General features: G+C 53.3%; 9 protein-coding genes. 3 read left to right on the top strand and 6 right to left on the bottom strand.

The genetic code is table 11. From position 1 onward, the window contains the following. Window positions 1-205: 205 nt before the first annotated feature. Together ACO0LI_RS19935 and ACO0LI_RS19930 are read right to left on the bottom strand one after the other, a co-directional pair. Window positions 206-949, bottom strand: a complete 744-nt coding sequence (locus ACO0LI_RS19935) for a siderophore-interacting protein (protein WP_423034765.1) — start codon at window positions 947-949, stop codon at window positions 206-208. Further along, complete coding sequence (locus ACO0LI_RS19930; RefSeq protein ID WP_423034763.1) at window positions 946-2,160, bottom strand: FAD-dependent monooxygenase; 1,215 nt, start codon at window positions 2,158-2,160, stop codon at window positions 946-948. The genes ACO0LI_RS19935 and ACO0LI_RS19930 overlap by 4 nt, the downstream gene beginning before the upstream one ends. Window positions 2,161-2,439: 279 nt before the next feature. On the opposite strand from ACO0LI_RS19930, the gene ACO0LI_RS19925 reads away from it, so the two are divergent. The 3 genes from ACO0LI_RS19925 (at window position 2,440) to ACO0LI_RS19915 (ending at window position 4,025) form a co-directional block, all read left to right on the top strand. Further along, complete coding sequence (locus ACO0LI_RS19925) at window positions 2,440-2,844, top strand: DUF4260 domain-containing protein (protein ID WP_423034761.1); 405 nt, start codon at window positions 2,440-2,442, stop codon at window positions 2,842-2,844. 202 nt (window positions 2,845-3,046) lie between these two features. Continuing rightward, window positions 3,047-3,460 (top strand): ester cyclase, encoded by a 414-nt coding sequence (locus tag ACO0LI_RS19920; protein WP_423034759.1) that lies wholly within the window; start codon window positions 3,047-3,049, stop codon window positions 3,458-3,460. A 100-nt stretch (window positions 3,461-3,560) separates the two neighbouring features. Further along, on the top strand, window positions 3,561-4,025 hold the full coding sequence (locus ACO0LI_RS19915) for a MarR family winged helix-turn-helix transcriptional regulator (RefSeq protein ID WP_423034757.1): 465 nt from the start codon (window positions 3,561-3,563) through the stop codon (window positions 4,023-4,025). Window positions 4,026-4,175: 150 nt separating this feature from the next. Here ACO0LI_RS19915 and ACO0LI_RS19910 read toward each other — a convergent pair whose 3' ends face one another. Genes ACO0LI_RS19910 through ACO0LI_RS19895 form a run of 4 tightly spaced genes read right to left on the bottom strand, consistent with a single transcriptional unit; the run spans window position 4,176 to window position 13,848 of the window. Then, a complete protein-coding gene (locus tag ACO0LI_RS19910; protein WP_423034755.1) occupies window positions 4,176-5,486 on the bottom strand; it encodes a hypothetical protein in 1,311 nt (436 codons plus the stop codon). After that, the gene (locus ACO0LI_RS19905) at window positions 5,486-6,559 is read right to left on the bottom strand and encodes an SCO family protein (protein ID WP_423034753.1); all 1,074 of its coding nucleotides are present in this window, start codon (window positions 6,557-6,559) and stop codon (window positions 5,486-5,488) included. Before ACO0LI_RS19905 ends, ACO0LI_RS19910 begins: the two co-directional genes overlap by 1 nt. A 21-nt stretch (window positions 6,560-6,580) precedes the next feature. Further along, the gene (locus ACO0LI_RS19900; RefSeq protein WP_423034751.1) at window positions 6,581-8,506 is read right to left on the bottom strand and encodes a YncE family protein; all 1,926 of its coding nucleotides are present in this window, start codon (window positions 8,504-8,506) and stop codon (window positions 6,581-6,583) included. Further along, entirely contained in the window at window positions 8,506-13,848 is a 5,343-nt protein-coding gene (locus tag ACO0LI_RS19895) for a hypothetical protein (RefSeq protein WP_423034749.1), read from the bottom strand. Before ACO0LI_RS19895 ends, ACO0LI_RS19900 begins: the two co-directional genes overlap by 1 nt. Window positions 13,849-14,666: the final 818 nt, after the last annotated feature.

Raw genomic sequence — 14,666 nt, 5'->3', positions numbered from 1 at the left:
TTGCATACGCTATTTCAAGAGTAAGCCTGGCAATGTCTGGCGACGCGCCTGACAGATATCTTGCACTCAAAACAATTATAGTCGCCATGAATACTAACAAATATCTGTGACTTTGGAAGAAATACATAAAAAAGAGACACTATTCCCATCCACGGCCCTGCGCTTGCGCCCTTCAACTTTCTGACATGTGCAGCAACAGGCTGATTCAGTCCAGCCCGGTCTTGCCAGTAGCCCAATAAGCCTTGGACTGCCGCTTTGAAGCGGCAACACCGTGATGCTTTAACAAGCGCTGCATGCACTGGATAGTAGCAGCTTTGCCTGTCAGCACTATGTCAGCGCCCGGGTGTTCTTGCAGCAAGGCTGCCATGCGCTCTTCCAGTGCGGTGAAATGCGCATCGCTGCCAAGACGGGCGACAAGCTGGGCTCCGCCCATATTTAGCCGATCAATAACGGCCATCGCATCGGCGGGTACAGACACTTCGAACAGCATCTGCATGGCCGGAGCAGAGACCTGACTGGATAATGCCACCGCCAATCCCAATGATGTTTCATCCCCAAAAAACAGGACACCTGCTTGTGGATGCGCCAACCTGACCGACTTGCGTGGTCCAAAGAAAACACATTCATCACCCGGGCGTGCGGCACGCGCCCATTGCACGCCTGGGCTGTCAGAATGCAGATAGACCAGGATGCGGGTGCAGCCAGACTTGGCATCCCAGTTCATAGGCGTATAGGTGCGCTGCACCCATCCACCAAACTGTATCTGTATCTTGTCACCGGGCGTCCAGGCAAGATCGCGCAAGGCATCACCAGCAAGAGTAATGATGCGAAAGGCCGGACCAAGTTCTTCTACCTCCATGATCTTTGCGCTGTGCGTGAACATCTTGAGCATCATCGACTCAAACATGCCTGCAGATTTTTTTGTTGTAGATATAGTCGTGTCACTCATTTTACAAACCCTGCATAGTCATTGAGATTGAAGGGCTGCACCAATTGCCCAAAGTCTGGTGGAGCGCTGGAAATTCCAGCTTCGTCTGTTTCGCCTGGCTCCACAGATTCGCCAGATATCGTATCCATCTCAATATTGGTTTCGCGCGCCACCTCCTGATTGCGTAGTACATAATCGCGCAATTGCTGTTCATAGGCTGCCAGGCCCGCAATCAGTGCATCTTTATGCACGGCAAGCTCACCTGCGAGCACATAGGCACCCACCATCGCCACAGTTGTGCCCTGCCCCGATGCCAGGGCAATGCTATAAGCTGCATCGCCAACCAATACGACACGCCCGTTTGACCAGCTGTCCATGCAAATCTGGCTGGTGGAATCAAAGTGAAAATCTTCTGCGCGCATCATATGGTCCACAATCTGGGGCAGTACCCATCCGGCACCAGCAACACGCTCAGCCACTATTTGCTTTTGTGTCGCGATGTCACGGTAATCATAATCAAGCGGCTCGGCAGAACTGAAGCCCACATATGCTCTTACATCAGCATCCTTGCGCAAACCCATTAGCATGGCACCGACACCAGCAGCCTCATCGTTAAAAAATACTTCCCAATGCTCAAGGCCAAGAAAATTGGGCATGCCAAAGGTGGCGACATACCAGTCACCAAGGCGATGGATGAAATCTTCTTCAGGACCAAATGCGAGTTTCCTTACTCCTGAATGCAAGCCATCTGCACCGATCAGCAAATCAAAGTGGCGCGGCGCAGCATTGGCGAAGGCAACATCGACCCCACTTTCATCCTGGGCAATGGAGATGATCCTGTCATCAAACAAAAATTCGACCTTTTCATCCACCGCCTCATACAATATTTTGCAGAGGTCATCGCGCAGGATTTCAATATCAGGGCTGTCAAAGCGGCCACCTGTGAGCGTGCGTTCAGTGTTGCGGTAAATTTCCTGTCCCGCCGCATCTACCGACGACATCCCGGTCAGTCTGGTACGGTGTTCCTGCAGGGCTTCCAGTATCCCCATGCGATCGGCAACTTCCAGTGCCGGCCCGCGTACATCAAGTGCCTGGCCGCCCGGACGCAAATAAGGAGCACGCTCCACCACAGTCAGCTTGAAGCCATAACGTGCGAGCCAGTAAGCACTGCAGAGCCCGGCCACGCTGGCGCCAGAAATGAGAATATGAATTTCTTTGTCATTGTTCACCATGGGTATTGCGCTTTCTTAAATCCGCTGTATTGAAATCTGCCGGTCAAGCCCTGTAATTACATATGCAAGGCATATTGCTATTGACGGATGACAAAACCAAATATTGTGAAAGACTGCCAAAAGAAAAATCAGCTTATGAGCAAGGAGGCAAGCTTTTTCACCAGCCCAATCACATCCAGGGCTCGCAGCGTCTTGATACAAGCTGGCGAAATCGATCTTGATTTATACAGTCAGACTGTATATAATTTTTTTACCCCATCACCTGTAACAGGAGAATTTATGACAGGCACAGTATCCGGCGGTGTACGCACTGTCCTTCGCCTGGAAGGCGTATGCGTACTTTTGAGCAGTCTGATTGCTTACTCAGAATTTGGTGCAGGCTGGGGCGTGTTTGCCCTGTTCTTCCTGGCGCCCGACTTATCGCTACTTGCTTACCTGGCTGGCCCCAGAGCAGGCGCACTCATGTACAACACTGCACATTCATACGCTGGCACCACGTTGATGCTGGCGTCCGGGATTTTCTTTTCTGCGCCGCTGGCAATCACTGCCGGCTTGATATGGATATCGCATATAGGTTTTGACCGGGCCCTGGGTTACGGCTTGAAGTATTCAATCGGTTTCCGCTTTACCCATCTGGGAGTCATTGGACGAGACCCGGACAACTCTCAGATAAAGACGAAATGAAGATTACTGATAGTAGAAAACGGCTTTTTTCCAAACGTATTTCATACAAGAGTAAATAATGCAAAGACGTGCATTCATAAGGTACTTCACGACTTTTCTTGTTGTCCCGAATTGCATGCTGATGGTCAAAGCAGCAGCCGCCAGCAAAACCTCGCCACCCCACACACAAAATATAAACATCAACTATTCACCATCAGATCACATGGATAATCATGCCCGCAAGGAAGTCGTAAAACGCTTCAACAAGGAAGTCATAGAAGAAGGAAACCGTGCGTCTTTCGAAGCGCTCATGGATACCCGCTTCATCAATCATTCAGCCCCACCCGGCACCGCAAATAACGCCGAGGGCATGTGGAACACCTTCCAGCACATACTCAGACCTGCACTGAGCGACTTGCAGGTGCAGATACATGACCAATTGTGCGAAGGTGAAAAAGTCACCACAAGAAAAAGCATTACTGGAAAACACACTGGAAGCCTGCTGGGTATTGCTGCCACTGGCAAATCCATTTCCATAGACGTCATCGACATCGTCCATATCCAAGATGGCCGCTACCTTGAGCACTGGGGCATCAATACACTGAGCGCAGTACTCGCACAGTTACGCGCAGACTAATCAACCCTACATGAGCAGCAATGATGCCGCTTGTTCGCACCCTGTGAAACTTGGCGAAACCAGCAATATGCGCCATCATCGCACCAGGAGGAAACCAGCTTTGAAAAGAACAATCGTCACTGACAGCAACCATGAGAACGATCATGAAAGCGTGCAAGCCCTGGCAGAAAATTTGCGCGACACCATAGGCAAATTCGTCCGCGCCGTCCGCAGCCAGACGGGAACGCCGACTACTGCCCAGGGAGAAACACTGGCCTTCCTGGAGCGCAATGGGCCTGCCAGCATTGCCACCCTGGCAGAAAACCGGGGCGTCAAACATCAAAGCATGCGCCTGGTCATTGCCAAGCTCGAAGAAAACAGCCTGATTACTCAGACTCCCGATCCCAAAGATGGCCGCAGCCAACTCATCACCCTGACTAGAAAAGGCCAGGCAGAAAATGCCGCTGCCCGCAAGGCCCGCACACTCTGGCTAAGCGAGGTATTATCTACACGCATCAGTGCCCGTGAACGGGCGCTTCTGGGCGAAGCACTGCCCATATTGCAAAAGATCACGAGACTCGATTAAGCTCTATTTCCATTGCCTGCGCCGGGACGGTTTTGATGTTCAATCTTTACTGGTGATACTCAAACTTTCCATGCGCCCTGCAATCGACATCAACAGATTTTGCATCAGTCTGTTGGATCAACGATTGCAAATATCGACATACATTGATGCTTACCAGCGACGCAGCACTTTGAATATGCCATGTTCCACATCCACAGCGAGTAATTGCCCGCCACGGCTGCCGTGGTGTTGGCCAGAGTGAAAACTTATTACGCCAAATTCAGGAATAGTAAAATCTCTGAGCTGGTTCAGTTGTTGCAGCAGTTCTGCGTGACCAAGCTGGCGACCACTGCGTTTAAGTGTCTCTATCAATACCATAGCTGCTGCACTGGCCGCATCGCTATAGGCAGCAGGCAGGTCAAACACCGGGCTGCTGGTACGCCATGGTAACAACAGACGCAGGCGGGCTGCTTGTGCGGGTGGTAGTTGCAGGCTGGCGGGACCTGTGTGAATGGCACTCGCATATACCAGGCCTTCACCAGTGGCGGCAAGTACTTCACGCAAGTTGGCCGGGCTACCCAGGTAAATCACTGCTTCACCGGGCTGGCGGGCCTTGGCAGACCATATTTGCTCACGTAGTGACTGGTGATTGTCTCGCGCTTGCTGTCGCAACTCTTTGAGCAATACATGCAAGGCGGGATCATTGCCCTGATCATAGATCAGGGTCAGTTGTTGTGTCGCTCTATTGTTGCTAGCTACGTCACGAGCATCCAGTGCAGCCTGTACCAGCAAGGCGCTGACTTGTTCACGTACTGGCGGCAAGAGATGGAAGCTGTTTACTGTAAGCGTGTCAGAAAAACTGGCAAGACCTGGTGCCGGCAAAGGGCCGATGACTGACAGCAGGTTCACTTCAATCCTGGAACTGGACGCTGCCTGCACGCCGCTTTGCAAGCTGGCGACTTCGACAAACACCTGGTCAGGTGCTGGATTGACAAGCAGTTCCAGTTTGCGCCCATATACGCCATTGGCGACCTGATCAAAAGCCTTGTTCAAACCTGCCTGTATGGCGGCACCATAGACATTATCAGGCAAAGAGACACCGACACGTAGTACGGTGTCAGTAAGGCCGGGCGTGTCCTTGCCGATGACACTAAGGTACGCGAGCAAATCATCGAGGCCTGCGGCATCGATGTGATAGCGGGGCATGAGTGGATGCAAGAGTTGGCCATTGCTGCCCACGCCGTCAAGCAAGGCGCGTTGCAGGTGCTGACGGTCTGGCTTGCCTGCCAAGGGCGGGGCTTGCAAGCCACCCTCTTCTTTGCCCTGGCCCTGGTTGCCATGACAGCGCACGCAAGCGGCCTGACCGTTCCACCCCTTGTGGTACATGACCTGGCCGCGTTGCCAGGCCTGATCGTCAGCCCTGGCAAGGTCTGTGCAGAACAGGCAGAGCAAAGCAGCAAGTGCAACCCAAAGCCTTGCCATCATCGTACAGGCAACAGCTTTCCTACGGCTAGGGCAATATCTTCTGGCCTGGCAGTCGCATAGATTTTTTTCCAGTCACCGGTCTGTACATTGCCAGCCAATAAAATGCCGCTGTGGGCATCTTTGTCTTCGCCACTGCCACCGAGTTTTTTAGCGACCGCGCTGATATTCTCTGCGCTGCCGGTCAAGAATAACCAACCGGGGCGCACTTTGAATTTGCTGGCAAAATCCTTCAATACCTGTGGGGTATCCGTGTCAGGATCGACGGTGATGCTGACCATTTGCACGCGTGGGTCCAGCAAGGGCTGTACCTTTGCCAGATTGGCGGTCATGGGTGAACAGATGCCTGGGCAGGTCGTGAAGATGAAATTGATGAGTACGACCTTGTCTTTCATGACATCATCAAAAAAGTGCACGGTTTTGCCATCTTGCGTTTGCAGGGGCAAATTGGGGAAGTAGCGGCTATTGGCTGACTGCATGGCAGGGTCAGGCCCGGCTACCTGTTCTATCGTAGTCTGGATCAGTTTGGCCTCGGGCATGCTGGCGAGTTGTTGCCAGGTCTGTTTTTTTTCATTGATGACCAGCACCAAGCCGCTGTGATTACTGATGTCGCCGACACCGGCATTGAGGGAGCGTAATAATTTATCGACGACGGATTTATTACCCGTCAAAAACTGCCAGCCAGGGCCGGCCTCAAATTGTCTGGCAAAGGCTTTCAGACGTGGCGGCTGGTCGGTATTCGGGTCTATGCTGATGGAGATGAAAACCACATCGCGCCCTACCCGCGTGCCCAGGTCACGCTGCACCTGGCGCAAGGTGGCGGTCTGGGTGGGGCAGATCATGGTGCAGGAAGTAAAGATAAAATTGACGACCGCTGTCTTGCCTTGCACCAGGTCACGATAGAAGGCGACGTTCTTGCCATCCTGATTTACCAGTTGGGCTTCAGGTATGGGACGCATGGCGGCTTGCGCAGATGGCATTGCCACGAACAGGCACATCATGAATAGCAGCGCTTTGTTTGACATCTTCGACAACTTCAACATCTTCAACACCTGTTTGATGACTTGCTTCATATTAAATCCCACAGTAAGTCTTTATTTCACCGTCAGCACCAGTCGTGCCGACTGATTCCAGCTCATGCCCAGCGACGCTGCCTGAAAATAGACATAGTAATGTCCGCTGACGGGCGGCGCAAAGCTAATGGCATAGTCACCGTTTTTTTGTTCATGCGCGTCGACTTGCAGTTGTGTTCCCGTCGTATTGAAAAGCAGTACCTGCAAATCAGGAATGCCTGTCTGGGTCTGGCCGCTGATTGCATCGCGGATAGCGAATTGCAAATTCTGGTTTTCACCTTTGCTCAAGGTGGGCGTGGTGCCAGCCAGTGTCACGGCATAACGCGTTGCAGGTGGTTTGGACGGATCAGCCTGCACCGTGATCGGAAAACAATGCAGCATCCTGGGTGAGTCAAGATAAAACACGACCTGGTAATTGCCAGCCTTGGGCAAACGGGCGCTGGCCTGGTACAGACCGGGCTGGCGTTCTTGCAAGCTGTGGTCCAGCACCAGCACGGCACGTGGTTCATGTCCGTAATTGCGGAAGCTGCCTGCGGGTGCACTCATGCCTTCCTGATAGTAATAGATGGTACGGTCAGCCGGGTTGGCCAGCAAAGCAGCTGCGCCATTTGGCACCATGACCGTGGTGTCTGCCAGACTACCTGTGCTGCGCCCCAGGTCCGGGGCTTTTTGACCATAGCTGACAGATGCCAGCGCCAGTGGCTGCCCGGCCTGTATATTATGTGCGATGGCATCCAGCGGCACGAGTTGCATGATTTCGCTGTGACGTCGCCTTATGTAGGCCATGCGATCAGAAAACGTGACCTGGTCTGGCCCGTGCGCAATGTCTGCACCCTGCACGATCTGGTTGGTGGCAGTATCGAGCAAATCGAGTTTGTTTTTTTGCGGATTGAGGATAAAGCCATAGCGGCCATCAGGCGTAAAACGGATAGTCGAGATACCCGGCAAAGCCTTGATGCTGGCTATCTGCCTGCCTGTCGTATCAAGGGCAATCACCTGGCCATCAGCTTCATGTACGACATACAGCAGTTGCGCCTTGGATGACCATGCCATGGCGACAGGTTTGCTGCCGCTGGCGATATCAGTAGTTTTTTTAAGGCTGCCTGCATCAATGAGGCTGATGTTGTTGTCTGCGGCATTGCTGACGAATGCACTCTTGCCATCGTCACTGAAGGCGATGGCGTGACTGCCCTGCCCTGTCTTGATGTTTGCCAGCAGTTGCCCACTTGAGGCGGACAATACCGTCACACCATCATCCGTTAATACCCACACTTGCTGCGCACCGGGGCGCAAAGCCATCTGGCCGGGATGACCGGGCACGGGCACATGGGTTCTGACTTGCCAGTTGCGGGTATCGACCAGCGCCACTTCATGCACCTGTGGCTGGCTGACCCAGAGATTTTGCTCAGGCGTCAGCAACCAATCCTGCCCTACGCCTTTCAGTATCACCATGGTCAGCAGTTTGGAACCACCAAAGCCGGTCTGTGGATTGATGACGGAGATGGAATTATCTTCATTCAGTGCCAGCACATAATAGGCATTTAAACTGAGCGCTGGCGCATGCAGCAAATCGCCACCAATAAAGGTGGCGACCTTGCGGCGGCAGGCTTGCTCGCTGTTTTCGTCTGCCTTGTTTTGCGCATCTACCCAGGCAATAGGCCGTGCATTACGGATGGGATTGGCACTGGCGGCATCGCGCAGGCTCAGGGTGAAGCGTGCTTCTGCACCTTCCTGCATGGACTGCGACATGTCCAGTTGCAAGGAGACGCCATCCTTGATTACCTGATTTGGCGTTGTGCTAATTTCTGGTACCGGTGCGGCAATGGCGCTGCCTGCAAAAACAGCTACATGCGCGCTCGCCAGCGTAGTCGCCAGCACCAGCCCAAGAAGGGCTTGATGCCAGCGATTGCGTGCACAGACAGGTTTGTCAAATATCGCGTACACCATCAACGCTTCCGTCGTTCAAATTTTTGCAGTGGTATTGCAGGTGGTACGGCTTGTTTGTCTATCGACTCTATCGCATTATTGCTCGCTGTCAGGGTAGCTGCTGCCGGTCTGTGTTGTGCCAGTCCACCAAAAGAAGAACGCACTTCCAGCAGGGTCGGCGCTACTGCATTGGCATTGGTCTTGAATTGCCAGCGGCCTGACTGGTCAACTACGGCCTTGCCCAGTTCTTTGCCGTCCGCCACGATAGTCACAGAGTCAGCCTGCTCCCATTGCACACTGCCGGGGCGCACAGTGACACTGCCTGTCACTTCCAAAATACCCTCAATGGACACAACCTGGTCAATGACGACGACATCGGCAAACACTTCCTGCACTGTCGTTACTGCCTTTGCAGTCGCACCAGCTACAGCAGGGCTGACGCGGAAAACGCCCCAGCCACCGGTGCTATATTGACCATTGGGCCAACTGCGGTACAGGTAATCGCCAGGCACTGCAAATGCACCACCGGCTTTATCGACGACCACATCAAAATGCGATGTCGTGCCATAGCCTGACTGCGTACCCGTAGCTAAGGATGCAGGGTTACTACCTATCCTCGTCGAGTTATCGGTATAGGGTTCAAACTGCCATTGATGCCCGGTCAGCTCAAACACATTCTGGTTATCCGCCAGCCCCAGCGGGCCAAACAGGCGGAAGCGCACTGGCGTGCCTGCATTGGCGCGGAAGACCGGTGTTTGCGGGTCACCATTGACCTGGGTATTCGATACCTCAGCCGTAGTGTCGATGGCAGAAAGATTGGGGTTGACCTCGGTACCATAGCGATAAAAGAAAGGCTCGGTACGGTAGTTGACCGCCATCAACGGCGATTTAAGCTGATACAGAGAATTGCCCTTATATTGCATGGCGATATCAGTTTGCATGAAGACCGCAAAATCACGGAAAGGCTTACCCACCGCAGGCGACACCGTGCTGGAAACATGCGTGCCTGGATCATCTTGCCATTTCGCGCCCAAAGGCTCGATGATCATGCCACCAAACAGGCCATGGTAAGCCTGCATCAGCGGGTCGGCCGGTGCCAGGTTGATTGCACCAAATTCTACTGGTGTGGCGCGGGTGACGCCATTGTCGTTTTGCAGCGTACCGGCATACCAGGTGTAGATGATGGATGGCGGCGTACCTATGCAAGGTGCGGGGTTGCAGGCAGCCACGGTTTGTACCGGGTTGATACCGACGTTCATGCCATCTGCATTGCTGACATCCATCGCCAGCAATTGCGGGTGCAAGCCTGCCTGGGTCGAAGGCAGCAACTTGATGTTGGCATAGGCATCAGTAAATCCCAGCGTTGGTCTTGAGGCAGATTCAGGCGTGGTAAATACTGCTGCCCTGGCATTGACGCGGTTGGTCAGTTGCAGTCGGATGACATCACCAGCAGCAGCACGCAGGGCCAGCGGTTCGATATTGAGTCCAGCCTTCAGGGTGCCATTCTGGTTAAGGTCCTGGTCTTGCACATACACAATGGCATTGAGGTCGTTCAGGGTGTCACTGGAGAATCTGCCATGCGTCAGCCTGGCACCGCGGCTGTTGTACAGCAGCGGGCTATTGGTACCCAGCAGTTGTTGTATCGTCGTTGCCGATACCTTGAACTGGCGCACACATGGCCCGCGCGCTGTGCAATCAGTGGGCAGGTTGGGCATGGTGGTGGCCACCGGCCTGATACTGGAATTGCCAGGCAAAGGTGAGAGCCATGACACCTGGTTGTTATAACTGCGCATCAGGCTCCAGGCACCACTGACATTGCCATCATAGGCATTGCTGGCGTTGAACAGATAATCCAGCGACTGCGCCCTGCCGGTTTGCGGAATGGTGAACAAGCTTTCAAAATGCTCAGACAAGCCCATGGTCTGGCTGCCGCGATAGCCAGAGTTGGCGTTGAAGGGTTCGAACAGCCATTTGTTGCCATTCACGGTGACGGTATGGTTACCTACCAATGCACCATCAATGAGACGCAATTGCACGGGGTCATTTTCATAGACATGCAAGATAGGCGTGAAAGGATCAGTGCCACCCATCTGCGCACTGAGAGGCTGCCTTGGGAAGCTAAAGCAATTATTCGTAGCAGTTTTTACGCAACGCGGATTGATGTTGCTACCGCCCGCAGGCTGCACGTTCAGTTGTGCATCATTACGCAGTGTCGATGAATAAGCGCGCGCCAGGTCAGTGCCGGAATTAACGGCACTATTAGCGGATGCCACCCGCAAAGCCAGCGATTCATTACGGTAATTGAGTACCGATACACCGACACCAAAACCACCAATGATACTGGGCGTGGTCGATGGTGGAATTGGTGGATTGGTTGGATTGCTGAGTGCAACTGGCAAGCAGCCAACGCAGTTGATGCCATTGAGCGGATCTGCCCAGCCAGTGTAAGTACCATTCACACTGCGCTTGCAACCGCTATATATCGGGTCTTGACCCGGATAGCAATCAAAGCTGGTGCGGCTGGCTGGCAGATAGGCAAATTGGGAGTCTGCCACTGCCAGACCAAATTCACGGTAGGCCTTGCCCTGGCGCGGCAGGATGTTTGCCGCATAGCTGGTAGGGCCGCCATCGCTGCGGTTGCCAAAAAAGGTTTTGCCATCTGCCGAAGTCCAGCGCGAGTCTGTCGGTTCTACCACCAGCCCTGCATACAGGCCCACCATCTGGTGGGTGGAAGGTCCAAAATGGTCATGCGTGAAAACAGTCAGCAAAGTGCGGTCGGCCTTTTGTTTGTCCATCACCGGATCTACCCACCAGCGCTGCACTGTGGCCTGCGCGCCCACCCATTGCATGCTGCCGGGTGTAGGGCCATTGCCAAAGGTGGCGATGGCTTTGGGGGTCAGCCTGACTTGTTTGCCATTCACGGCGATACCGCCAGCCTGGTTAATGCCATTGATGCGGGCGCGCACTTCGTCCGGGCTGAAGGTGCCGTCTTCATAATTGAAACCGTTGGCTGCACCGTCAGAGGCAAGCACATCAAACTTCACGAGGTGGATATGCTGGCCTATGATGTCGGTCGGTGTGCGCACCTGGAAATCATCGAGCTCATAATAACTGGGCACAAGATTGGTGTGCCAGTACTCCACCACGTCATTGCTGTTGGCGCGGAAGAACAGGGGTTCTGGCGGTTTGTCACCATTCAGTATCGGTTTCACATCCTGCCACAAGGCAAGTATGCGTTGCTGCGGGAAGTGCCAGCCTTTTTTATTGAGCACAACGTCAGTCTGCATCGCAGCGCCCTTGTAAATGCGCACTGGCGGCGTGACGCTGGCACCTCTGGCAGGGTTGGCAAATGGAGCACCGGGTGCACGCTGCAAGCCATTCATGGCGAATTGCGCGGGGCTGCCATCTGGCAGCCTGGTTGCAACTGATTTTTGTTCATGCATGCTCATTGCCGCCTGTTCGGTGGCAGTGCCCTGCTCTGGCAATTCTATGGCGTTGATGCGGCCCATTTCTTTGGTAAAGTCAGTCTGTGTATATTTATCGACAGAAATCGTGCCACCGGTAATCAGATGGCGAGGCAAGCCGCCATTCAGGGCCACTCCATTTTCCACCGCAAAATCATTTGGTGGATGTGGCGCACGGTGACCTGCGACACCCGGTACAAAGAAGGGATATCCAGGGTTACCAGCGCCAGTCACCCTGACCTGGCCTTTATCAATATGCACTGCCGCTGGCAAGGGTGCCATGGCGCGGGTTGGCAAGGGTACCAGGCCGGGGATGGGTGTGCCAGCCAGTATTTCGGCATCCGGCAACGCCCGCGAACCGGCCCTGGGCTTGCCATCGCTACCTAGCGGCGTGCCCAGTTCCAGCACATCATGCACACGGAAAAGTGCCCACATGCCGCTGGCAAAATGCGGATAGAAATGGCAATGGAAGATGGAGTCACCCGGCGTCAGGTTGCGGTTGCCGCTACCCTCATACACCAGGTCCATGGTATAGGATGAACCCGGGCCTATGGTCTGACTATCAAGATAACTGCTGCTATCACTGTCCGGTGAATACAGCCACTGGTGGGCATGGTGGTGATGCACATGGAAGATACCCTGCCCCGCATGCAAGACACGAAAGCGGGCACGGTCACCCTGATAGGTATGATACACATTTGACGGATCATCCGGATAGAAAGCCTTGGTCGCCTTGGGCGGTGTGCAAGGCTGGGGCGAGCAGGTCAGGTTGGCAGGATTATCCACCACCATGGCGGGATCACCACCAGCCCAGGAGCTCAGGAAAAATTCTTCAAATTTACACTCAGGGCAATCAGCAGTCGGCCCGACCTTGAGCCTGTTCGCGAGAATTTCTGCAGAAATACCTGCCGAACCGTAGTTGATGGAAAACGCATCACTGGCACCACTGAGTACATTAGTTTGATCGGCCAGTTGTGGAAATGCCTGCACCAGCGTGAACGACTCATGGTACATCACAGTCACTTCGCGGTAAGGAGATTCCGGATTCGGATAAGATGGATTACGTGTGCCGCTGAATGTGAAGGAGCCATGGTTAGGCCCGGTGATGATGGCCGTCAGGTCACTGTGAACGATGTTATTCCTGGCATCCAGCATCTTCAACACTGGCTTGCTGCTGCCGGGTATCAGCGCATCATAATTGATCACAGGGTAGCCAGTCGCACTGGTACCCGATGCCTGCTGCATCTCCGCCTGCGTAACCTGGCTGCGATACCATTCCGAGCCGCGTGGCTGCACATTGACAGAACCAAACAAGCCATACGTCAGTTGCTCCTGCCCTGCCATGCTGTACAGCAAAAAGCTGCCCTCTTGCGCCGCATACAAACGATAGCTCATGGCCCTGCCCGGGGCGATGATGCCACTGTCATTACCTGAGGGCGAAACCGCGTTATTGCCAACAAAGCTGCCATCATCCTTGATGGATGAGACAGCCTCCATACCCGCCACATGGACAGACGCGTTTTTTGTCACCGGATTGGGATTGACACTGGCGGGTTTAAGCCAGTTCTGGAAATTGACCACCAGGCAGTCACCCACATTTGCCCGCAAAACCATGGGCCGCGGCCGCTTGCCTGACCGCAATTGCGCATTGCCCGGCCCCGGCACGCTACCGCTGATTGCAACCACATCCCCCCGCAGCGCATACACCATGCCACCAGGTTGCGACGTGCCCAGGCGATTGATCATCATAGCCTGGTCTATCACCACAACATCCGCCGTGACGACGCGTTCACAACGCCCAGCAGCCAGATTATCCGGCGCAGTCTGGGCTTGAGCCTGAGCGGCAAGCATGAGTAATATGGGGGCGAGACTACCGCCTATCATAGAAAGGAATTTCATCTCGGTTCCATTTCAAGAAAGTTGGGGTGCGATAAACCTGGAAGCAGTCTGGCAGAGCCGCCAGCTGTTTATATTTTTAATTGTTTTTTTTACAATTTCAACTTCACTATACTCTAATTTCTTAAGTTTTTAACAATCAGTGGAAATATTTTAATTGCGGCTGGATTGTCGTTGTGTTTTTAATACAAATCCATCGGTGCGCAATGTCAAACCAGGCTGAAAGCTGGTCACGAATGTGCACGCCCGAAATGCCATATGGCAAAACCACGTCAGCGAGTTCTGGCCTTACTCAACAAGCAACTCAGGATTGCGCACCAAACGAGAGTCGCAATGGATATAAGTCATATAGCAAAGCGAAACAAACTTAAGAGCAAATCGACGATATATGTGTCATTCTGCAGGAAGATACCAAGCGTGATTTCATTCCGTTTGAAACCCATCAGACTTAACCAGGAATGGCGTATTGGATGGCATGTGGAGGGATCAAAAAAAGAAAAAGCCCCTGGTTACCCAGAGGCTTTTTCAGTATTGCTGGCGGAGACGGTGGAATACAGGATCATTGTAAATACAGGCCATTTTTGAATTTACCTACTTACTTACCCACAAAACATTTTTTTGTATTTTGTCAGGTAAATGGCACAAATTTGGTTGCTGACGCTTTTTTGCAGAGCTATTATTATTTTACCGACAACAATTAAATTACCTCCGGCAAAGCCGGAGGTTTATTGCTGGGGCGCCTCAAAGGCGCTGGTAACCCTTGAGCCGCCTAAAGGCGGCTACAGTCCCAATTTCATTTGGTCGTAACGCTCATCTTCCTG

It is taken from the genome of Undibacterium sp. Tian12W (genome assembly GCF_049339405.1).
In the GTDB taxonomy this organism is placed as follows: Bacteria; Pseudomonadota; Gammaproteobacteria; order Burkholderiales; family Burkholderiaceae_D; genus Undibacterium.
The sequence above is the reverse complement of the archived record's forward strand: the minus strand, read 5'-3'. Positions and strand labels throughout refer to the sequence as shown.